General features: G+C 72.9%; 20 protein-coding genes and 1 tRNA gene. 11 read left to right on the forward strand and 10 right to left on the reverse strand.

What is annotated here, in order from left to right:
• The first annotated feature begins 7 nt into the window (after window positions 1–7).
• On the forward strand, window positions 8–2,539 hold the full coding sequence (gene lanKC, locus ACGF0J_RS22755) for a class III lanthionine synthetase LanKC (RefSeq protein ID WP_393149219.1): 2,532 nt from the start codon (window positions 8–10) through the stop codon (window positions 2,537–2,539).
• Window positions 2,536–3,489 carry an ATP-binding cassette domain-containing protein gene (locus tag ACGF0J_RS22760; protein ID WP_393148879.1) on the forward strand — a complete coding sequence of 318 codons (954 nt, stop codon included), beginning with the start codon at window positions 2,536–2,538 and terminating at the stop codon, window positions 3,487–3,489. Before lanKC ends, ACGF0J_RS22760 begins: the two co-directional genes overlap by 4 nt.
• 147 nt (window positions 3,490–3,636) lie before the next feature.
• Here ACGF0J_RS22760 and ACGF0J_RS22765 read toward each other — a convergent pair.
• The 3 genes from ACGF0J_RS22765 to ACGF0J_RS22775 all read right to left on the reverse strand — a co-directional run bounded on the left by ACGF0J_RS22765 (window position 3,637) and on the right by ACGF0J_RS22775 (window position 5,337).
• Window positions 3,637–3,710, reverse strand: a tRNA-Lys gene (locus ACGF0J_RS22765).
• A 46-nt stretch (window positions 3,711–3,756) separates the two neighbouring features.
• Window positions 3,757–4,683, reverse strand: a complete 927-nt coding sequence (locus ACGF0J_RS22770; protein ID WP_393148881.1) for a nucleoside hydrolase — start codon at window positions 4,681–4,683, stop codon at window positions 3,757–3,759.
• Between the two features lie 261 nt (window positions 4,684–4,944).
• A complete protein-coding gene (locus tag ACGF0J_RS22775) occupies window positions 4,945–5,337 on the reverse strand; it encodes an OsmC family protein (RefSeq protein ID WP_393148883.1) in 393 nt (130 codons plus the stop codon).
• Window positions 5,338–5,449: 112 nt separating this feature from the next.
• Here ACGF0J_RS22775 and ACGF0J_RS22780 point away from each other — a divergent pair, with 112 nt between their 5' ends.
• Window positions 5,450–6,229: an FAD:protein FMN transferase gene (locus ACGF0J_RS22780; protein ID WP_393148885.1), complete on the forward strand. Its 780-nt coding sequence runs from the start codon at window positions 5,450–5,452 to the stop codon at window positions 6,227–6,229.
• 15 nt (window positions 6,230–6,244) lie between these two features.
• On the opposite strand, the gene ACGF0J_RS22785 is transcribed toward ACGF0J_RS22780, so the two are convergent.
• Window positions 6,245–6,520: a hypothetical protein gene (locus ACGF0J_RS22785; RefSeq protein WP_393148887.1), complete on the reverse strand. Its 276-nt coding sequence runs from the start codon at window positions 6,518–6,520 to the stop codon at window positions 6,245–6,247.
• A gap of 127 nt (window positions 6,521–6,647) precedes the next feature.
• On the opposite strand from ACGF0J_RS22785, the gene ACGF0J_RS22790 reads away from it, so the two are divergent.
• Window positions 6,648–7,028: a phage holin family protein gene (locus ACGF0J_RS22790; protein WP_393148889.1), complete on the forward strand. Its 381-nt coding sequence runs from the start codon at window positions 6,648–6,650 to the stop codon at window positions 7,026–7,028.
• Window positions 7,029–7,041: 13 nt separating this feature from the next.
• On the opposite strand, the gene ACGF0J_RS22795 is transcribed toward ACGF0J_RS22790, so the two are convergent.
• Complete coding sequence (locus ACGF0J_RS22795) at window positions 7,042–8,007, reverse strand: LacI family DNA-binding transcriptional regulator (RefSeq protein WP_393148891.1); 966 nt, start codon at window positions 8,005–8,007, stop codon at window positions 7,042–7,044.
• Window positions 8,008–8,222: 215 nt separating this feature from the next.
• Between ACGF0J_RS22795 and ACGF0J_RS22800 the strand changes: the two genes are divergently transcribed.
• Both ACGF0J_RS22800 and ACGF0J_RS22805 read left to right on the forward strand, forming a co-directional pair.
• Window positions 8,223–9,086, forward strand: a complete 864-nt coding sequence (locus tag ACGF0J_RS22800; protein ID WP_393148893.1) for an amidohydrolase — start codon at window positions 8,223–8,225, stop codon at window positions 9,084–9,086.
• A gap of 61 nt (window positions 9,087–9,147) precedes the next feature.
• Window positions 9,148–9,738, forward strand: coding sequence for a cysteine dioxygenase (locus ACGF0J_RS22805; RefSeq protein WP_393148895.1), 591 nt, complete (start codon window positions 9,148–9,150; stop codon window positions 9,736–9,738).
• Here the strand turns inward: ACGF0J_RS22805 and ACGF0J_RS22810 are convergent.
• From ACGF0J_RS22810 to ACGF0J_RS22825, 4 genes are all read right to left on the reverse strand, one after another.
• Complete coding sequence (locus ACGF0J_RS22810) at window positions 9,716–10,375, reverse strand: hypothetical protein (RefSeq protein ID WP_393148897.1); 660 nt, start codon at window positions 10,373–10,375, stop codon at window positions 9,716–9,718. The genes ACGF0J_RS22805 and ACGF0J_RS22810 overlap by 23 nt on opposite strands.
• A gap of 110 nt (window positions 10,376–10,485) precedes the next feature.
• Window positions 10,486–10,932 carry a DUF6640 family protein gene (locus tag ACGF0J_RS22815; RefSeq protein WP_393148899.1) on the reverse strand — a complete coding sequence of 149 codons (447 nt, stop codon included), beginning with the start codon at window positions 10,930–10,932 and terminating at the stop codon, window positions 10,486–10,488.
• A gap of 76 nt (window positions 10,933–11,008) precedes the next feature.
• Complete coding sequence (locus tag ACGF0J_RS22820; protein ID WP_393148901.1) at window positions 11,009–12,112, reverse strand: FAD-dependent monooxygenase; 1,104 nt, start codon at window positions 12,110–12,112, stop codon at window positions 11,009–11,011.
• Between the two features lie 37 nt (window positions 12,113–12,149).
• The gene (locus ACGF0J_RS22825) at window positions 12,150–12,902 is read right to left on the reverse strand and encodes a siderophore-interacting protein (RefSeq protein ID WP_393148903.1); all 753 of its coding nucleotides are present in this window, start codon (window positions 12,900–12,902) and stop codon (window positions 12,150–12,152) included.
• Window positions 12,903–13,153: 251 nt separating this feature from the next.
• Here ACGF0J_RS22825 and ACGF0J_RS22830 point away from each other — a divergent pair, with 251 nt between their 5' ends.
• Window positions 13,154–14,134, forward strand: coding sequence for a LacI family DNA-binding transcriptional regulator (locus tag ACGF0J_RS22830; protein ID WP_393148905.1), 981 nt, complete (start codon window positions 13,154–13,156; stop codon window positions 14,132–14,134).
• Here the strand turns inward: ACGF0J_RS22830 and ACGF0J_RS22835 are convergent.
• Window positions 14,100–15,329 (reverse strand): MFS transporter, encoded by a 1,230-nt coding sequence (locus ACGF0J_RS22835; RefSeq protein ID WP_393148907.1) that lies wholly within the window; start codon window positions 15,327–15,329, stop codon window positions 14,100–14,102. The two genes, ACGF0J_RS22830 and ACGF0J_RS22835, sit on opposite strands and share 35 nt — an antisense overlap.
• A 90-nt stretch (window positions 15,330–15,419) precedes the next feature.
• Here ACGF0J_RS22835 and ACGF0J_RS22840 point away from each other — a divergent pair, with 90 nt between their 5' ends.
• The 4 genes from ACGF0J_RS22840 (at window position 15,420) to ACGF0J_RS22855 (ending at window position 19,647) form a co-directional block, all read left to right on the forward strand.
• Entirely contained in the window at window positions 15,420–16,424 is a 1,005-nt protein-coding gene (locus tag ACGF0J_RS22840) for an ArsR family transcriptional regulator (RefSeq protein WP_393148909.1), read from the forward strand.
• Window positions 16,425–16,486: 62 nt separating this feature from the next.
• Window positions 16,487–17,500 (forward strand): sugar-binding transcriptional regulator, encoded by a 1,014-nt coding sequence (locus tag ACGF0J_RS22845; RefSeq protein ID WP_393148911.1) that lies wholly within the window; start codon window positions 16,487–16,489, stop codon window positions 17,498–17,500.
• Window positions 17,501–17,702: 202 nt separating this feature from the next.
• Window positions 17,703–18,800, forward strand: a complete 1,098-nt coding sequence (locus ACGF0J_RS22850) for a sugar ABC transporter substrate-binding protein (RefSeq protein WP_393148913.1) — start codon at window positions 17,703–17,705, stop codon at window positions 18,798–18,800.
• Between the two features lie 16 nt (window positions 18,801–18,816).
• Entirely contained in the window at window positions 18,817–19,647 is an 831-nt protein-coding gene (locus tag ACGF0J_RS22855) for an ATP-binding cassette domain-containing protein (RefSeq protein WP_393148915.1), read from the forward strand.
• Window positions 19,648–19,652: the final 5 nt, after the last annotated feature.

The raw sequence follows: 19,652 nt of genomic DNA on the forward strand, positions 1-19,652 counted from the left end.
GAACGACATGGTGCAGTACTACACGCTGGCCGACCCGCTGTTCTACGAGGACGCCACCCGCTGGTCGGCCGGCGCCGGCCACCTCGGCGACGCCGCCTTCGGCGTGTCCGCCCGGCCCACGCCCGACGGCTGGACGCGCAGGCGGCGGACCGTGTGGGAGTCGCTGGAACCCGTGGGCCACACCTCGCCGGAGCAGGGCTGGAAGATCCACCTCTCGGCCACGCTGGAGAACGCCGACCGGATCTGCACCGCGGTCTGGGACTACTGCGTCGAGCACGGCGTGCCGTTCAAGCACCTCATCGACCGCAACATGCTGCTGGTGTTCAACGCGAAGTACACTCCGCGCGGCACCAGCGGCAAGCTGGTCACCGTCTATCCGCCGCCCGAGCGGTTCGCGGCCGTCGTCACCGACCTGGCCGAGCTGACCCGGGGCGAGCGGGGCCCGTACGTCCTCAGTGACCTGCGCATCGGCGACGGCCCTGTCTACGTGCGGTTCGGCGGTTTCGTCCGGATGCGGTGCGTGGACGACCGCGGCCGGATCACGATGGGCATCCGGCGGCCCGACGGGGTGCTGGTGCCCGACCGGCGCACGCCCTCCTTCGCCCCGCCCGACTGGGTGGACATTCCCGAGGTGCTGCGGCCGCACCTGGAGGCGCGCAGAGCCGCCGCCGCGCACGCCCCGCCGTACCGGGTGGAACGGGCGCTGCACTTCTCCAACGCGGGCGGTGTCTATGTGGCGACCCGGAAGGCCGACGGCCTGCGGGTGGTGCTGAAGGAGGCGAGGCCGCACACCGCGATCGACAACAACCACCTCGACGCCCCCGCCCGCCTGCGCGCCGAGAGCCGGGCGCTGCGCGCGCTCGCCGGCGTGCGGGGGGTGCCCGCGCTGTACGACGAGTTCGCCGCGGACGGGCACCACTTCCTCGTCCAGGAGTACGTCGAGGGCGAGCCGCTGGCGGTCTGGATCGCGCTGAACCACCCGTGGGCGACCATGGCCGAGCCGGCGCCGGCCGACCTGGCCGCCTACACCAGCAAGGCGGAGCGGATCGTCGGGTCACTGGCCGGCGTCCTCGGCGAGATGCACGCCCGGGGCGTGGTCTTCGGTGACCTGCACCTGGGCAACGTCATGGTGACGCCGGAGGGCACGGCCGCCCTGGTGGACTTCGAGCTGGCCTTCGACGCCGGTCGTGCGGGGTGGCGGCCGGGCCTCGGGGCCATGGGGTTCGTCGGTAAGGACAGGCGCGGCGCGGACCTGGACCGGTACGCGCTCAGCGCGGTCATGCTGGCGATGTTCCTGCCGTTCAGCAAGATCCATGTGTTGCAGCCAGGCAAGGTCCACCAGCTCGTCCGGGTGGTCACCCGCCACTTCCCGGTGCCGACGGGCTGGGCGGAGACCGTCCTGCGGGAGCTCGCCCCGGCCGGGTCCGCCGAGCGCACCGGCGAGCCGGACGACACGCCGCCCGACTGGTCCGCGATGTCGAAGAGGGTCGCGGCGGGCATCCTCGCCTGCGCCACCCCCGAACGCGAGGACAGGCTGTTCCCCGGCGACGTCCAGCAGTTCGTCTCCGGTGGCCTGTCGTTCGGCTACGGCGCGGCGGGGGTGCTGTGGGCACTGGACGTGACCGGGCACGGCCGCCATGCGGAGCACGAGCGGTGGCTGCTGCGGGCCGCGGAGCGCGCGGAGTTCCCCTATCAGGGCTTCTACGACGGCGTCGCGGGCATCGCCTACGCGCTCGACCACCTCGGCCACGCCGAGGCCGCGGCGGCCCTGCTCCGGCGGCACCCGCCGCCCGAGCGGGCGGGCGCCTCGCTGGCCTCCGGCCTGGCCGGGATCGGCGGCGCGCACCTGCACCTCGGCCTGCGGTGGGGCGACCGGGACCGGGTCCGGGCCGCGCTGGACGTCGCCGAGCGGCTGGCCGGCGCCTTCGCCGGCGGGGCCGCGCCCGCCGCGCCCGCCGCGCCGCCCGCCGGACTGATGCGCGGCTGGTCGGGCGTGGCGCTGTTCCTCCTACGCGTGTACGAGCACACCGGCGACCGGGTCTGGATCGACACAGCCGTGCGGGCGGTGCACCGCGACCTCGACGCCTGCGTGACCGGCCCGCACGGCGCGATCATGGTCGCGGAGGCGGGCGTGCGGCTGCTGCCGTACCTGGAGACCGGCAGCGCGGGCATCGCGCTGGTGATCGACGAGCTGATGCCGCACACCGGCGACGCCAGGATCCGGGAGAGCCTGCCCGGCCTGCTTCGCGCGTGCACGCCGTGGCTGGCCGTCCAGGCCGACCTGTTCCGCGGCAAGACAGGGCTCCTCCTGACCCTCGCCCGGCTCGGCCGGCCGGGCTGGGAACGGCACCGCGAGGTGCTGACCTGGCACGCGATCGAGTACCGCGGGCACCTGCTCTTTCCCGGCAACCTCGGCTACCGCCTGTCCACGGACCTGGCCACGGGCTCCGCCGGCGTGCTGCTGGCCCTCGCGGGCCAGGGCGGCGCCGGCGTGCCGTTCCTGCCGTTGTTCTCCCAGCGGCCGGCGGGCGCGCCGTGAGCGGCCCGGCGATCGCCGTCGAGCGCCTGGCCAAGCGTTACGGCGACCTGGAGGCCGTGCGCGGCATCGACTTCGAGGTGGCGAACGGCGAGGTGTTCGGCTTCCTCGGACCGAACGGGGCGGGCAAGTCCACCACGATCAACATGCTCTGCACGCTGCTCGCCCCCACCTCGGGGCGGGCGGCCGTCGCGGGCCACGACGTGGTCGCCCAACGCGACCGGGTCCGGCGCTCCCTCGGCCTGGTGTTCCAGGAGTCCACACTCGACGGGTACCTCACCGCCGTGCAGAACCTGCGCTTCCACGCCGAGCTGTACGGCGTGCCACGCGCCGCCGCGTCGGAGCGGATCGCAAGCCTGCTGGAGTTGGTCGGGCTCTGGGAACGCAGGGACAACTTGGTCTCCACCTTCTCGGGCGGCATGAAGCGCCGCCTGGAGATCGCCCGGGGCCTGCTGCACACCCCGCGCGTCCTCTTCCTCGACGAGCCCACGATCGGGCTGGACCCGCAGACCCGGGCGGCGATCTGGGGCTACCTGGGCGAGCTGCGCTCGCGGGAGGACATCACCGTCTTCCTGACCACGCACTACATGCAGGAGGCGGAGTACTGCGACCGCGTCGCGATCATGGATCACGGCGCCATCGCCGTGATCGGCGCCCCGGACGCGCTGAAGTCCGCGGTAGGCGAGGACCGGCTGTGGATCCGTACCGCCGACGACGCGGCCGCCGAGGCCGCGCTGCGTGAGCGGTTCGGCCTGGAGGCGGCGCGGCAGGGGGACGCGCTCACGTTCACGGTGCCGGAGGGCGAGTCCTTCCTGCCCGGGTTGATCACCGGGCTCGGCGTCCCCATCAGCGCGGTCCAGTTCGCCAGGCCGACCCTGGAAGACGTCTTCCTCGCCCACACCGGCACCACCATCAGGGACGACACCGGCCTGCCCCCCGCCACGGCGCACTGAGATTCTCGCCTTGGTGGGGGCCGAGGGGATGGCCGCTACCTCGGGGTTTCATACCCGTGTGTCCGGCCTGGTGGAACTCCGGGCCCGGATGATGCCCCCGGCTCACATGGAAAACCCCAGGCCACCGACCTGGGGTTTTCTGTGCTGTGCGCCGCCAGGGACTCGAACCCCGGACCCGCTGATTAAGAGTCAGCTGCTCTGACCAACTGAGCTAGCGGCGCCTGCAACACGTGTAACTGTAGCAGCCGCCGAGCATCGTTCGCACACTCAGCCGAGCCGGGAGGCCAGCCGCCCGTACGCCTCCAGCACCCGGTCCCAGAACCGGTCCACCTCCAGGGCGGTCGCCACCAGGGCGTTCGCGGGCCGGCCGCGCAGTTCGAAGTCGGTCACGGTCATCCCCGAGGTGTACCGGCCGGCGGTCTCGACGTGCACCACCGCGGGCAGGCAGGTGAACAGTGACGGGTCCAGGACGTACGCGACGGCGCAGGCGTCGTGGATGGCCGGGCCGCCCTCGGCCGTGACCATGCCGTACGAGGTGGTGGCGGGGATCAGCAGGTCGGCGGCCAGCCGGCCGAGCGGGCGCAGTCGTCGCAGGACGGCCTCGGTGACCAGGGCGGTGAGGGTCACGTCGAGCCCGAGCATCTTCACGGTCCAGCCGGCGTCGAAGACGATCGAGGCCGCCTCGGGGTCGGCGAGCATGTTGAACTCGGCGGCCGGGTTGTGGTTGCCGCGCGTGTAGGTGCCGCCCATGATGACGAAGTCGCGGGCCCACGCGGCGACGCGTGGTTCCCGGCGTACGGCGAGGGCGATGTTGGTCAGCGGGCCGGTGGCGGCGAGGGTGATCTCGCCGGGGGCGGCGCGCAGGGTGTCGACGATGAAGTCCACGGCGTGGCCGTCCGCGGCGGCGCGGGTGGGCGGCGGGAGGACGGCGTCGCCGAGGCCGGTGGAGCCGTGCACGTGGGCGGCACGGACGGTGTGCCGCAGCAGCGCTCCGGCGCTGCCCGGGATCACCGGCACGTCGCCGAGCCGCAGGAACTCGCGCAGTGCCAGGGCGTTGCGCGTGGTCTGGTCGAGGTCGACGTTTCCGCCGACGGTGGTGATCCCGACGATGTCCAGGGCCGGGGAGCCGCCGGCCAGGGCGAGCGCGAGCGCGTCGTCGATGCCGGGATCACAGTCGATGAGGAGCTTTGTCACGGAACCGCACCTTACGCAGCGTCCGGACATGAGTCGGGGCCGGGCAGTTCCCCCAAAGCTGCCCGGCCCCGATCGAAGGCGGTCCAGGCCGGCGATTCCCCCAAAACGCCGGCGGTCCCGCACTGCGGACTGCGGTCCCCCTCCGCGTCCGCCTCGGTAAAGGCTCTGCAGGCCAGTCGCTGTGCTCCCGACCTGCCTCGACATTACCGAGACGAATGCAACGGACGCGTCATAACGGGGTCGAATATCTGCCTAATCGGGCTACGAAAGCTCCAAACGGACCTCCGTGCCCTCCATGAGGGTGCGACTGACCGTGCAGTACTTGTCGTGCACCCGCTGGGCGACCGCCCGGTAGACCTCGTCGGCCTCCTCGGACGGCAGCTCGACATCGTAGGTGATCGTCACCGGGCCGAGCAGGTTGGACTCGACCTTGTCGGCGGCCACCGTCATCGCCAGGCGGACCAACTGGTGGCCGCGCTTGGCCGTGAGCGGCTCCACGGTCACGATGTTGCACCCGCCCACCGCCGCCAGGAGCAGCTCGACCGGCGTGAAGACGCCGTCCTCCTCGCCGCCGCCCATGCGCACCTCGGCGCCCCGGTCGTTCGTCGCTCTGAACCCGCCGTCGTCGGTCCGCTCCACACGCACGTTTGCCATGCCCCAGACCCTACTCATCCGGTCGTACGCCGGATGCTGGGCATACCGTTCGGTGAGCGGCTTAGCGTGACATTACGGCCCGCATGCAACGGTTGGCAGCGGACAAGGAGGCATGGTGACGACTTTTCCCGGAACCACCCGCGCTGAGACGATCAGCGGCATCCCCGTGAGCGTGGACATCCGCACGGCCCTGCCCCGCCGGGAGCTGGCTCCTCTGCTCGACGACGCCTTCGCCTGGCTGCGGTGGGTGGACGAGACGTTCAGCCCGGCCCGCGCGGACAGCCAGATCGGCCGGCTCAACGGCGGGCGGACCATCGAGCAGATCCCCGAGCTGGTCGAGGTGCTGCACCGGTGCGACGCGCTGAGCGAGCGCACCGGCGGATGGTTCGAGGCGCGGATCAACGGCGTCATCGACCCGTCCGGATACATCAAGGGGTGGGCCCTGGAGCGGCTGTCCCGCGCGCTGACCAACGCCGGCGCCGTGGACCACCGCCTGGACGCGGGCGGCGACATCAGGCTGCGCGGCTCGGCCGCGCCCGGCAGGCCGTGGCGGACCGCGATCCGCGACCCGCGGTCCGGGCTGCCCCGCAGGACGGTGGCGGCGTACGACCTCGCCATCGCCACCTCGGGGGGCGCCCCAGTGCTGAACCCGCGCACGGGCGGCCGCCAGTCCTGGCCGGGCGCGGTCACGGTGGTCGGGCCCGACCTCGGGGTCGCCGACGCGTACGCCACCGCCATGTACGCGATGGGACCGGTCCTGGCCAGGCGGTTCGCCACCGAGCTGGCCGAGGCGGAGCCGTACCAGACGCTGGTCATCGGCCGTGACGGCAAGGAGGTCGCCACGCCCGGCTTCGCGGCGTACACGGTGGCGGAGGACCGCCTGGTCGGGTAGGCAGGCGGTGCGGGGTCAGGCGTCCGGATGCTTGGACAGGTAGTCGATGTAGACGGGGCGCAGGGCGTCGCCGAGGTCGCCCTCGCCCGCGGCGAGAGCGTCGCTCAGCAGGGCGGACACCCGGCTGAGGTCGGCGGCCGTCTCGGTCTCGTGCCCGGACGCGGCCTCGGCCGCGGGGATGATCTTCAGCAGGTTCCACAGGAAGCCGACGTCCCCGTGGCGAACCGCGTAGCGGACCGCACGCTCGTGCAGTTCGCCGGCGGGCAGTGACTCCAGTCCCTCGATGCTCATCTCGTTGCCTCCCGGGCCCCTCTTTCCCTCGTTGCCGACCCGATAACGCCCCCGGACGGCCGGGCCACGTGAGCGTCGCGCCGGTGGGCTATCCGAACGCCAGGCCCGGATGGGAGGATCATCCAGCGTGAGATTCATCATCAGAACCCTCGCGGCCGCGGCCGCGCTGTGGGTGGCCGTCCAGCTCCTCGATGGCATCGAGGTCACCGCACCGACCGACTCCCCCACCTACTGGGGCACGCTGCTCATCGTCGCGCTGATCTTCGGCCTGATCAACGCCATCGTGAAGCCGATCGTCAAGGCGCTCGGCTGCGCGATCATCGTGCTCACGCTCGGGTTGTTCCTGCTGGTCATCAACGCGGCCATGCTGCTGCTGACGAGCTGGATCGCGGGGCAGCTCGACATCCCCTTCCACGTCGACGACTTCTATCCGGCCGCCTTCTGGGGCGCGATCATCATCAGCGTGGTGAGCTGGCTGCTGGGACTCTTCGTCCCCGACGGCGACTGACCCACGCCCTCGCTCAACCCCCGGGCGGGCCGGTGACCGAGCCGCGCTCGCGCAGGGTGGGCTGCTGGACGACGCGGCGCCGGCGGGCTGAGCCGTCGGCCGCCGCCGACACCAGCCGGACCGCGGCCCGCACGATGCCGTCGATGTCCCAGTCGACGGTGGTGAGCCCCGGCGTGAGCAGCTCCGACATGGGGTGGTCGTCGTAGCCCATGACCGAGACGTCTCTGGGGATGGACAGCCCCAGCTCGGCCGCCGCCGCGTAGACGCCGTAGGCGATGGAGTCGGCGAAGCAGAACACGGCGCTCGGCCGGGCGTCGCTCAGCACCCGGTGGGCGACCCGGGTGGCGGCGGCCAGCCCGTGGGGGGCGGTGGCGACGGTGATGTCGAGGCCGAGCCGGTCGGCCTCGGCCGTGACGTGCACGTCGGCCGGGCGGTCGGGGGTGCTGGCCCGGGTGGGGGTGAGCACGCAGACGCGCCGGTGTCCCAGCCCGCGCAGGTGCTCCAGTGCGAGCGTCACGCCGCGGCGGTTGTCGAAGACGACCTCGCCCGCGGTGCCGGCCAGCGAGTCGCCGATCGCGACCACGGGCACGGACTCGCACAGCTCCGGCCAGAACGCCGCCGCGGGGTCGAGCGGCTGCACGATCATGCCGTCGACCCGCTGGTCGCGCAGTTGCTGGGCGAGGGCGCGCTCGCGGGCCGGGTCGCCGACGGCGTCGAGGATCAGGGCATAGCGGTCTTTCTCCCGCAGCCCCCGGCTGATGCCGACGGCGAGCGACTGCTGCCAGAGGTCCTCCAGGGAGCCGCAGAGCAGGCCGATCATGCCGGTGCGCCCGCTGGCCAGCGCGCGGGCGATGGGGTCGGCCTCGTAGCCGAGCTCGGCGGCCGCTGCGCGGACCCGCTGCATGGTCTCCTCCGAGACCTGCATTCCGCGCAGCGCATAGGAGACGGCCGCAGGAGACAGCCCTGTCGCACGGGCCACTTCCCGGATCGTCGCTCTCTTCCGGGGCATCGCCCCAGACTATTGCGTGACGCCGACACTTTTCGGAAAGCCGTCCTACCGGCTCGCCGCCGCATTGACACGTCCTTAGGTGAAGCGGTTCACTGAACCGTATCACTGAACCGCTTCACAGAGTCGATTCGGCAGATCGACCAAGTTACCTATAAAGTCAGTAGGAAATACAGGGAGGTGTGATCGTGACCATCGACGTGCACCAGCACGTGTGGACCCCGTCCTTCGTCGAAGCGCTGCGCGCCCGCCGCGCGCCGCCCCGCCTGGACGGCTGGACGCTGCTGCTGGACGGCGAGCCTCCCTACGAGGTGGACCCCGCCGACCACGAGTCCCGTGACACCACCGGCCTGGAGCTGGCCCTGGTGTCCCTGTCCAGCCCGCTCGGCGTCGAATCCCTGCCGCCCGAGGAGGCGTGGCCGCTCATCGACGCCTACCACGAGGGCGCGCTGGGGCTCGGCGAGCCGTTCGGGGCCTGGGCCGCCACCTGCCACAGCGAGCCGGACCCCGGCCGCCTCGCCGCGGACCTCGACCGAGGCTTCGCCGGGCTGCAGATCCCGGCGACCGCCCACCCCGACGACGGGCTGCTGGAGGTGCTCACCGAGCGTGACCTGCCGCTGTTCGTCCACCCCGGCCCGGCCGCCCCGGCGCCCGCCGCGCACCCGGCCACGCCGGCGTGGTGGCCCGCGCTCGTGCCGTACGTGCAGCAGATGCACGCGGCCTGGCACTACTTCCACGCCGTCGTCCGCCCCAGGCACCCGGCGCTGCGCGTGTGCTTCGCGCTGCTCGCCGGGCTGGCGCCGCTGCACACCGAGCGGCTGCTCGCCCGGGGCGGGGACGGCCGCGGCCGGGTCGATCCGGGCTTTTACCTGGAGACCTCCTCCTACGGCCCGCGCGCCATCGACGCGATCGTCCGCGAACTCGGCGTCGACGTCGTGGTCAACGGCTCCGACGCCCCGTACGCCACCGCACCCGAGCCCGGACTCGGCGAGGCCGCCTCGCACGCGATCCGGGTCGTCAACCCCCGTCGTCTCCTGAGCAGAGTCTCCTGAGCAGAGTCTCCTGAGCAGAGTCTCCTGAGCAGAGTCTCCTGAGCAGAAAGGAAGCACTCACGTGACCGAGGCCGCCCAGCCGACCATCGAACGCAGCCGTCCCATCCAGGACGCGAGCGTGTGCGCCGGTCTCCCGGAGCGCACGCTCGACCGGCGCGAGCTGCGCGCCCTGGTCGACGATCTCGCCACCCGCCCGCAGGAGTGGGCGCACCACGTGGCCTTCCCGGACGACGGGGGCCGCCACTACGCCTCGCTGCACCGGGACGCGTACGTGGACGTCTGGCTGCTGTGCTGGCGTCCCGAGGACGACACGGGCTGGCACGACCACGACATCTCCTCCGGCGCGGTGCGCGTGGTGCGGGGCGCGCTGCTCGAATGCAACCCGCGGATCGGCGGCGAGCACCTGGAGACGGTGGTGGCGGAGGGCCAGTCGTTCTCGTTCGGGCCGGAGCACATCCACCGGCTGACGGGCGCCGTGCACGGCAGTGTGTCGATCCACGCCTACTCGCCGCCGTTGTGGCGGCTCGGGCAGTACTCGATCGACGGCACCGGCGTGATGCGCCGCGTCTCGGTCAGCTACGCCGACGAGCTGCGCCCGCTCGACCCGGAGCCGGAGGCGGGGCCGCCGGCTAGGGACGACGCCGTGGCCTGAGCACGCAGCAGGTCCCGCAGGCGTCCGCGTCCGGCAGCGTGACCCACAGGCAGCACGTCCTTCGGAAGTAGCCGTCGCCGTGGGGCTCGATCAGCCCGTCGACGGGCTTGCCCACCTGGCGCAGCAGCTCCATGAAGTCGCCGGGCACCACGCTGGTCAGCGGGTGGGCCAGGGCCTCGGCCGTCGAGCCCCACAGCGTCCGCTCGCCCACCTTGGCCAGCGAGGCGAGGGCCCGCACCAGCGGCTCCTGCGACTCGGCCAGCGCCCGCGAGATGGCCGCGGCGCCGGTGCCCCACTCCAGCCGGGAGGCGGCGATGGTCACGCCGGCGTCGGAGACCTTGAAGAAGGTGTCGTCCAGCGGCATGAGCGGGATCGGCGCGTCGAGCGCCCAGCCGAGGGCCATCGGCATCGTGTGCCAGTAGGCGTAGGTCTTCCAGAACAGCGCCGCGCCGACGTGGCGCGGGGCGTTGTAGCGCGCGGCCGTCTCGTCGGCCAGCTCGCCCAGCAGCGTGTACGGCTCGCGCAGCAGCTCGGCGGCGGAGGTCCAGCTGTCGTCCGGCGAGACGGTCAGCCCGGGCGCCAGCCCGATCACGCCGCCACGCTCGGCGGCCACTCGGTCGAGCACGTCGGTCACCACGCCGGAAGTCCCTTCCCCGCTTGCCGTAGGTAAGCCTTACCTAAGGTAGCAGGCTTCCCCGTGGCGGCCGCAACATGCGTCCCGGTACGGGATCGCGGCGCGAGCGCCGCTCAGCGCCGGACGGCGGGCTCCACGGGCCCGCGCGCCACCGCTGTCGCCGCGCCGAGCAGGACCAGGAGCAGGACGATCGCCATGAAGACCTGTCCGTGCAGACCGAGGACGAAGACGGTCCGGTCGGAGAACTCCGGGTCGTAGGTGGCGGTGTCGGGGAACAGCAACGCGCCGAACATCCCGAGCCAGGGAGTGGCCAGGACCGCGGCGGCGCACAGCAGCCTGCCGCGCTCGTTCCCGCCCCGCCGCCGGGCCAGGGCCAGGCCGATGAGGCCGAGGAGCACCGTCATGACCATGTACTGGGCGTCGTGGAACTTGGCGTGGGGCGGCCAGGCGGGGTTGAAGGCGTGCTGCGCCGCGAGGTCGGGGATGACGAGGTCGGCGAGCACGGCGCTGGTCGTGGTGATGCCTCCGACCATGGTGATCAGGGTCCGCGGGAGGGACATGGGCAGCCTTTCTGGAGGGAAGGGGGGTTCGCCGGTGGGCCGCCGCCGCGCGCGCGGCCCCGGGCGTGCGGAGATGTCAGGGTGTCCAGGTGTAGGCGGGGGTGAGCGAGCGGGCGAAGAACGCGCGGGGCAGCAGCGGCACGGCCGCGTCGCGCAGCGTGGTCAGCGGCGCGGACGTCCAGTGCGCGGGTGCGCCGACCTGGCGGGACAGGCGGGCGATCAGCTGGGTGCGCGGCCTTCGGGCGCTGTCGTAGGCCGCCAGGCCCCCCCGTACGCCGAGGGTGTCCACGGCCTTGGCCAGCGTGACGGCGTCCTCCATCGCCTGGCAGGCGCCCTGCCCGAGGTTGGGGGTCATGGCGTGGGCGGCGTCGCCGAGCACGGCGGCCTTCCCGTGGACGTAGCCGGGCAGGTCCGGCAGCTCGTAGGTGTCGTGTTGCAGCACCGACTCGTGCTCCGCGGAGTCGAGCAGCGCGGGGATCGGGTCGTGCCAGTGCGCGAAGCGTTCGCGCAGCTCGTCCAGGCCGACACGGGAGCCGGCGGGCGCGTTGGCCATCAGGTAGCAGTAGACGCGGCCGTCCGGCATGGGCACGTGCCCGAACCGGGCGCCTCTGCCCCACGTCTCCACGCTCCCCTCGACGGCCCGTGGCGGGGCGATGAGTCGCCAGGTCGTGTATCCGACGTAGCGCGGCCCGGGGAGGTCCGGCCAGAGCGAGCGACGGGTCACGCTGTGCACGCCGTCGGCGCCCACGACGAGATCCGCGGTGGAGGTGCCGTCGCCGTGGACGACCGTGCCGTCGGGCCGCACCTGGCGCACGTCGGTGCCCGGCCGCAGGCACTCTCCGGGCACCGCTTGGCGCAGCAGGTCGACGAGGGCGGCCCGGTGCACGGTCACCCACGAGCCGAAGCGGCGCCTGAGGCCGTCGACGTCGTTGCGGATCAGCCAGCCGCCGTCGACGCGGCGGATGCCCGCGGGCGGGCCGGCCGGGCAGGTGGCGCGCAGGCCGTCGCCGAGGCCGAGGGTGTCCAGGGCGCGCAGGCCGTTGGGCTGGATGGCCAGTCCCGCGCCGACCTCGGTGAACGCGGGGGCGCGCTCCAGGACCTCCACCTGCCAGCCGCGCCGGTGGAAGGCGACGGCCGCGGTCAGCCCGCCGATGCCGCCGCCCACGATGATGACTTTCACTGCCGGGTCTCCTTGTTGTGGTCGTGGCGTGCCGGGCTCAGTGCAGGCCCCGCTTGCCGGGTGTCCAGAACGGCTTCACCTTGATCGAGGTACGCGGCCAGTTGCGCTCGCGTACCAGGAAGTCGCGTACCAGCTGGCAGGTCCTGGCCTCGCCGGCCACGTATGCGGCGCCGGCGTTGTTCGGCAGGTCGAGCTCGGCCACCGCGGCCAGCAGCAGCCGGGAGGACGCGGCCGGCGCGCCGTGGCGGTGGACGCGGCGCAGCGGCGCCGGAGCCGGGACGGGCAGGTCGTGCTCGGGGGCGTCGCTCTCCAGGACCCCGTACACCTCTGCCGAGGCCCCCAGCGCGCGGATCATCGGCCCGAAGGCGGCGCTCGCGGTCTCCTCGCCGATGAACACGTGGTATTCCGCCTCGCGGGTGAAGAAGTCGCCCTGCGGCCACCAGAAGGTCACCGGGTCGCCGGGCCGGGCCTCTCGCGCCCACCTCAGCCCGATGCCGTCGCCCTCGTAGAGGTGGATCCGCAGTTCGAGGGCCCGCTCGTCGAAGTCCCAGATCGTGTAGGTGCGCAGCGTGTCGGCGGGGCGCAGGATGCCCGAGACCGACAGCGGGTCCTTCAGCTCGATCCGGACGTGCTGGCCGGGGGTGTAGGGGAAGGCGATGGGCCGGTCGGTCTCCAGCCGGAGGCGCCGCATGGTGGGCGTGACCTGTTCGGTGACGGTGACGGTCGCCGCCATGGCGTACTTGCCGAAGACGCCGGCCAGCGGGTTGCGCGTCCTGCGGGCCGTCGTCACGCGCCCCCACGCTCCCCGTGACGGCGGCGGCGGGTGTGAGCGCGCCGGGACATGCCCCACCACACGGCCGTCACCAGCAGCAGCGCGACGAGCGCGATCCCCCATTGAAGAGCCACAGACACTCCTATGCCATGTAGATGTGCTTAGAGCCATTAAGGAAACATAGATGCCCTAGAATGTCAATCGGCCCGTACGCTGACAGGGAGGGTGACAACGTTGTCCATGCGAGCGACATGGGACATGATCCAGGCGTGAGACCGACGATGAGGGACGTCGCCTCCGCCGCCGGCGTGGCGCTCAAGACCGTGTCACGGGTGGTGAACGGCGAGCCGGGCGTCCACCCGGGCACGGCCGAGCGGGTGCGCGAGGCCATCGAGAGGCTGGGCTACAGCCGCAACGAGAGCGCGCGCGTGCTGCGCCGCGGCCGCACCGCCACCGTCGGCCTGGTCATCGAGGACGTGGCCGACCCCTTCTACTCCGCGCTCGGCCGCGCGGTCGAGGACGTGACCACCGCGCACGGCTGCCTGCTGCTCAGCGGCTCGTCCGGCGAGGACCCGGCCAGGGAGCGCGAGCTGATCCGCACCTTCTGCGCGCGCCGGGTGGACGGGCTGATCGTCGTGCCGGCCGGCGAGGAGCACTCCTTCCTGCGGCCCGAGCTGGACGCGGGCACGCCCGCCGTCTTCGTGGACCGGCCGCCCGGCCCCGGCCTGGACGTGGACACCGTGCTCTGCGACAACGACGGGGGCGCCCGCCTGGCCACCCGCCACCTGCTCGCCCACGGCCATCGCCGGATCGCCTTCCTCGGCGACCGGCCGTCGATCTACACGGCCTCCCGGCGGCTGCACGGCTACCGCGCGGCGCTGGGCCGCCTGTTCGACGAGCGTCTCGTGTCGATGCGCGCACCCGCGCCCCGGGACGTGCGGGCCGACCTCGACCGGATGCTCGCCCTGGACAGCCCGCCGACCGCGCTCTTCACCGGCAACGGCAGGCTCACGACGACCGCGCTGCGCGCGCTGGACGGCAGGCCGATGGCGCTGGTCGGGTTCGACGACTTCGAACTGGCCGACCTGCTGCGCCCGGGGGTGACCGTGGTGGCGCAGGACCCCGCCTCGATGGGCAGGCTGGCGGCCGAGCTGCTGTTCCGCCGCCTGTCGGGCGACGGCGGCCCGGCCGAGCACCTGAGCCTGCCCGTCCGCGTCATTCCCCGTGGTTCGGGAGAGCTTCCTCCTTGACCGGCGCGGGGCGTTCCGGGCGCAGCACCCCCGCGAGGGCGAGGGCCACCACGACGCCCAGACCGCCGGCCACCGCGATCGCCGGGCCCGGCCCGGCCAGCTCGCCGAGCACGCCCACCAGTGCGGCCCCCGCCGCCTGCCCGGACATCAGGCCCGCCGACAGCAGCCCGAACGCCTGCCCGCGCACCTCCTCCGGCACCGCGTCCACGAACCGCCGCTGCAACCCGAGCTGGTACGCCAGCCCGGCCGTCGCCACCCCCGCGAGCGCCGCCGCCCCCGCCAGGCCGGGCCCGGCGGCGAAGGCCAGCCACGGCAGCCCGAGCAGCACGGCCAGCGGCAGCGACAGCCGTTCGCGCAGCGCGGGCGGCGCGAACCTGCCCACCGTGAACTCCCCCACCGCCATCCCGACGGCGGCCATCGCCAGCACCAGGCCGGCCCGGCCCTGCCCGCCGAGGTAGGGCACGACCATCGCCTCGGCTCCGGCCACACACGCCGTGGGCAGCCAGGAGGCCAGCAGCAGCCCGCGTACCCGCCGGTCGGCCAGCAGCCGCCCGTTCACCCGCAGTGTCTGCCCGACAGCCCCACGCGAGCCGGCGCCGGCGCTCCTCGCCGGCCGGCGTGGCAGTCCACGGCGGAGCAGCACGGCCGCGACCAGCGACAGGCCGGCCGTCGCCGCGAGCGCCCCGTCCGGCCCCACGGCCGCGAGGAACGCGCCGCCCACGGCCAGTCCCGTCACCTGCGCGGCGGCCGAGGTGACTCCCATGAGCGACCGGCCCAGCACGAAGGCGTCGCCGGGCAGCACGTCGGGCAGCAGCGCGGTGCGCGCCGCGCCGAACACCGGCGAGAACACCCCCGTGACCAGCACCAGCCCGATCATCGCCCAGACCGGCAGCCCCGCGTAGGCCAGCAGCAGGCAGGTGACCGCCCGCACCAGCTCCCCGGCGATCATCAGCGCCCGCGGCGGGAGCCGGTCGGCCAGCGACAGCAGGAACACCCCGCCGGCGATGTAGGGCAGCCAGCCCGCCATGTACGCGGCGGCCGACAGGCCGGGCGAGCCCGTCTGCGCGTACACCAGCACCGACAGGGCCAGCATCTTCACGGAGTCACCGGCGACCAGCAGCGCGAAGCTGCCGAACAGCACCTTGAACTCCCGGACGGCGAACACCTCGCCGAAGGTGGCCCCTCGCTCGCTCACGCCGCGCCCTCCCCCATCCCGCGTTCCGGACAGGGCCGATGCTCGCGCCACCGGCCGGCCAGGGGCCAACGTTTCGGATATAACCGAAAGGTGATCCGGATCGAGGTCACGTCGCAGGACGTGGCGGCCAGCAGGTTCGCCATCTCCCCGCTGATCGAGACGATGCACGCGCACTGGGTCCTCGCGCGCCGGATCGAGGCGGGGCCGCACCGGGACTGGGCCGCGCGGTGGCGCGGGTGCTACCTGGAGCTCGAACGGGCGCATCCCGCGCTGCGGGCCACGGCGGCGATCACCGGGATCAAGGGCGACAACGTCGACTTCGTCGCACCGCCGCCCGCCGGGGTGGGGGTGCCGTTCGAGACGGAGCTGGCCCGGATGCGCGCGACCCCGGTGGAGCAGGCGCACGCGGAGATCACCGCGGTGCTGGCGAGCCGGCCGCCCGTCCCGGACTGGGTCAGGGAGCTGCTGCTGGGGCCGGACGTCGTCCACGTGCTCGCCCGGGGGTGGGAGGCGCTGTGGCGGGAGATCGTGTCGCGGGAGTGGCCGCGCCTGCACGCCCTGCTGGAGCGCGACGTGGCGCGGCGGGCGGGGCGGCTGGCGGCGTACGGCTGGGCCGCCGCGCTGGAGGATCTGAGCAGGCAGGTGAGCTGGCACGACGACGGGCACATCGCGGTCCGCATGCGCGGCGACGGCGACCGGGCCGGCGGGCGGGACGGGCGGCACCGGCTCGGCGGCCGGGGCCTGCTGTTCGTCCCCTCGGTGTTCACCGGCAGAGTCGGGGCCTACCTGGAGGACGCCTGGCCGTACGCGCTGGTCTATCCGGCGTGGGGCGTGGCGGCCGGACCGCCGGCGCCGGACGGCGCGGCCCTGGCGGCGGTGCTGGGCCGCAGCCGGGCGCGGGTCCTGGCCGAGTTGGCCGTGCCCGCCACCACCACGCACCTGGCCGCGCTGCTCGGGCAGAGTGTCGGCACCACCGGCGGCCATCTGGCGGCGTTGCGCGGCGCCGGTCTGGTCACCGGGACACGCACCGGGCGCAGCGTCCGCTACTCCCGCACGCCGCTCGGCGACGCCCTGGTGGCGGGCGGCCTGCCGTGAACCGCCCCTGGGCGGGCGCGGGGCTCGCTAGCCTGGGGGCCGAGAGCACGGAGGTATAGTCGGTGGGCATCGGTTCCGCACACCTGTTCACGGACGAGGGAGAGGGCGCGCGCATGAAGGCCGCCGACGTCGCACCTGAGCCCCAGGGGACCAGGTTCCCTCCGGAGCTGATGTACGCGGCCGCGTCGCAGTACTACCTTGAGGACGCCACGCAGGCCGACATCGCCAAGCGGCTGGGCGTCAGCCGCGCCACCGTGAGCCGCCTGCTCACCGAGGCGCGCCGGCACGGCATCGTCGAGATCAAGGTGCACCGCCCCTCCACGCTGGAGGAGGGCCCCCTCGCCGCGGACGTGGCCGAGGCCCTGGGCCTGGAGCGGGTCTACCTGGTGCCCAAGGTGAGCGGCCCGGCGCTGGGGCCGTGGCTGGCGCCCGGCCTGGCCAGGGCGCTCGCCGGTGTGGGCCTGACGCCGGGCGACGTCGTGCTGGTGTCGTCGGGCAGCACCGTCTACGAGTGCGCCCGCGAGAGCCTCGGCCACTTCCCCGGCGTCACGATCGCGCCGGCCGTGGGCGGGCAGGAGGACCCGCAGCCCTGGTTCCAGACCAACGAGACCACCCGGCTGCTCGCCGAGCGGGTCGGCGGCGTGCCCGCCTACCTGTACGCGCCGGCCCTGCCCGGCCCCGAGCTGTTCTACTCCCTGCAGCACGAGCCGTCGGTGCGCAAGGTGATGGACCTGTGGGCGCACGCCAAGTGCGCGATCGTCGGCGTGGGGTCGCCGCCGCTGATGCGGCAGATCGTGCCGGCCTTCGTGCCGCGCTACGCCGACAGCCTGCGGCGCGCCGTGGGCGACGTGTGCTCGCGCTTCTACGACCGCGAGGGGCAGCCGGTGGGCTATCCGGGCAGCGAGCGGCTGGTGGCGACCGGCCTGGAGGAACTGCGCGGCATCCCCTGCTCCATCGCGGTCGCGGTGGGCCCGGAGAAGGTCGTCTCGATCATCGCGGGTGCCCGGGGCGGCTACTTCAACCGGCTCGTCACCGACGCGCTCACGGCCGAGAGCCTGCTCGCCGCCGTCGCCTGACCGGCCGTCCCGGCACCGGGGATCTACCTTCCACGGACGAACAGCAGGTCACCCATGTCCGAACACTGTGAACACTTTTGCTGGACAAAGGTTCCGAAGCCGCGCTAGCGTGAAGTGCACCACAACGCACCGCCGGGTGTGAGACGGCTCGGGTGCGGCGCTTGGGGGAACTCAAGGGACCCAGCAAGGTGAGGAACAACCCGTGAAAAGTGCGAAGAAGCGGACTACGACGTTCGCCGCGGCGGCGGTCGCGGCCAGCGTGGCCCTGGCCGGTTGCGGCTCCGGAACCGAATCGGGCTCCGGCGGCACCGGCTCACCGGCCGGCGGTGGCGGCGTGGAGAACGCCAAGGTGGCCTTCCTGATGCCCGACCTGGCCTCGACCAGGTACGAGCTGCAGGACAAGCCGCTGTTCGAGGCCAAGATGAAGCAGCTCTGCCCGAGCTGCACGGTCATCTACCAGAACGCCGACTCCGACGCCGCCAAGCAGCAGCAGCAGGCCAACTCGGCCCTCGCCCAGGGCGTGAAGGCCATCGTGCTCGACCCCGTCGACTCCGCCGCGGCGGCCACCATCGTCCAGACCGCCCAGTCGCAGCAGGTGCCGGTCATCGCCTACGACCGGCCCATCCCGGACAAGCCCGCCGACTACTACGTCTCGTTCGACAACGAGAAGATCGGCTCGATGATCGCCCAGTCACTGGTCGACCACCTCAAGGAGCAGAACGCCGAGGGCGGGCTCCTGCAGGTCAACGGCTCCCCGACGGACGCCGCGGCCGGCCTGATCAAGAAGGGCATCCACAGCGCGATCGACCCGAGCGGCTTCAAGCTGCTCGCCGAGTACGACACCCCCGACTGGCAGCCGGAGAAGGCGCAGACCTGGGTGAGCGGCCAGATCACCCGCTTCCGCGACCAGATCGCGGGCGTGGTGGCGGCCAACGACGGCACGGGCGGCGGCGCCATCGCCGCGTTCAAGGCCGCCGGAGTGAAGGTCCCGCCGGTCACCGGCAACGACGCCGAGCTCGCAGCGGCCCAGCGCATCATCGCCGGCGACCAGTACAACACCATCTCCAAGCCCATCAAGATCGTGGCCGAGGCGTCGGCGAACATCGCCTACGAGTTCATGCAGGGCAAGAAGCCCGCCGGCAAGACCACGCTCTACAACACCCCGTCCGAGCTGTTCGTCCCCACGGTCGTGACCAGGGAGAACATCAAGGAAGTGCTGTTCGAGAGCGGGATCATGAAGGCCGCCGACGCGTGCACCGGCGAGTACGCCAAGGGCTGCGCCGAGCTCGGCATCCAGTAGACCTCCGGGAGTCCCGTTGACCTCCACCCAGCAAGCGGCCGAGCAGCGGACGGACAGCGTCGTGCTGTCCCTGCGCGGCATCAGCAAGCACTTCGGCGCCGTCGCCGCACTCACCGACGTGGACCTGGACGTGCCCGCCGGGCACGTCGTCGCGATCGTCGGCGACAACGGCGCCGGCAAGTCGACGCTGGTGAAGATCCTGTCAGGGGTGCACCCGCCGGACTCGGGCACGATCTGCTTCGACGCGAAGGAGGTCTCCATCCCGAACCCGGCGGCGGCCCACCGGCTCGGCATCGCCACCGTCTTCCAGGACCTCGCGCTGTGCGAGAACCTCAACGTGATCCAGAACCTGTTCCTGGGGCAGGAGGTCCGCCCGCTCCGCCTGAACGAGGTGGAGATGGAGACCCGCTCGTGGGAGCTGCTCCGCCAGCTCTCGGCGAAGATCCCCAGCGTGCGGGTGCCGGTCGCGTCGCTGTCCGGCGGCCAGCGGCAGACCGTCGCGATCGCCAGGTCACTGCTCGGCGAACCGAAGGTCATCATCCTCGACGAGCCCACGGCCGCCCTCGGCGTCGCGCAGACCGCCGAGGTGCTCAACCTGGTCGAACGGCTCCGCGAGCACGGCCTCGGCGTCATCATGATCAGCCACAACATGGCGGACGTGAAGGCCGTGGCCGACACCGTGGCGGTGCTCAGGCTCGGGCGCAACAACGGGGTGTTCCCCGTGGCCGACGTGTCCACCGAGGACATCATCGCCGCGATCACCGGGGCCACCGACAACGCGGTGTCCCAGCGGAACGAGCGCAACCAGACGCGGCAGGCGCGGCACAAGGAAGGGCTCACCTCGTGAACACC

This window comes from Nonomuraea sp. NPDC047897, assembly GCF_043204415.1.
Lineage (GTDB): Bacteria > Actinomycetota > Actinomycetes > Streptosporangiales > Streptosporangiaceae > Nonomuraea.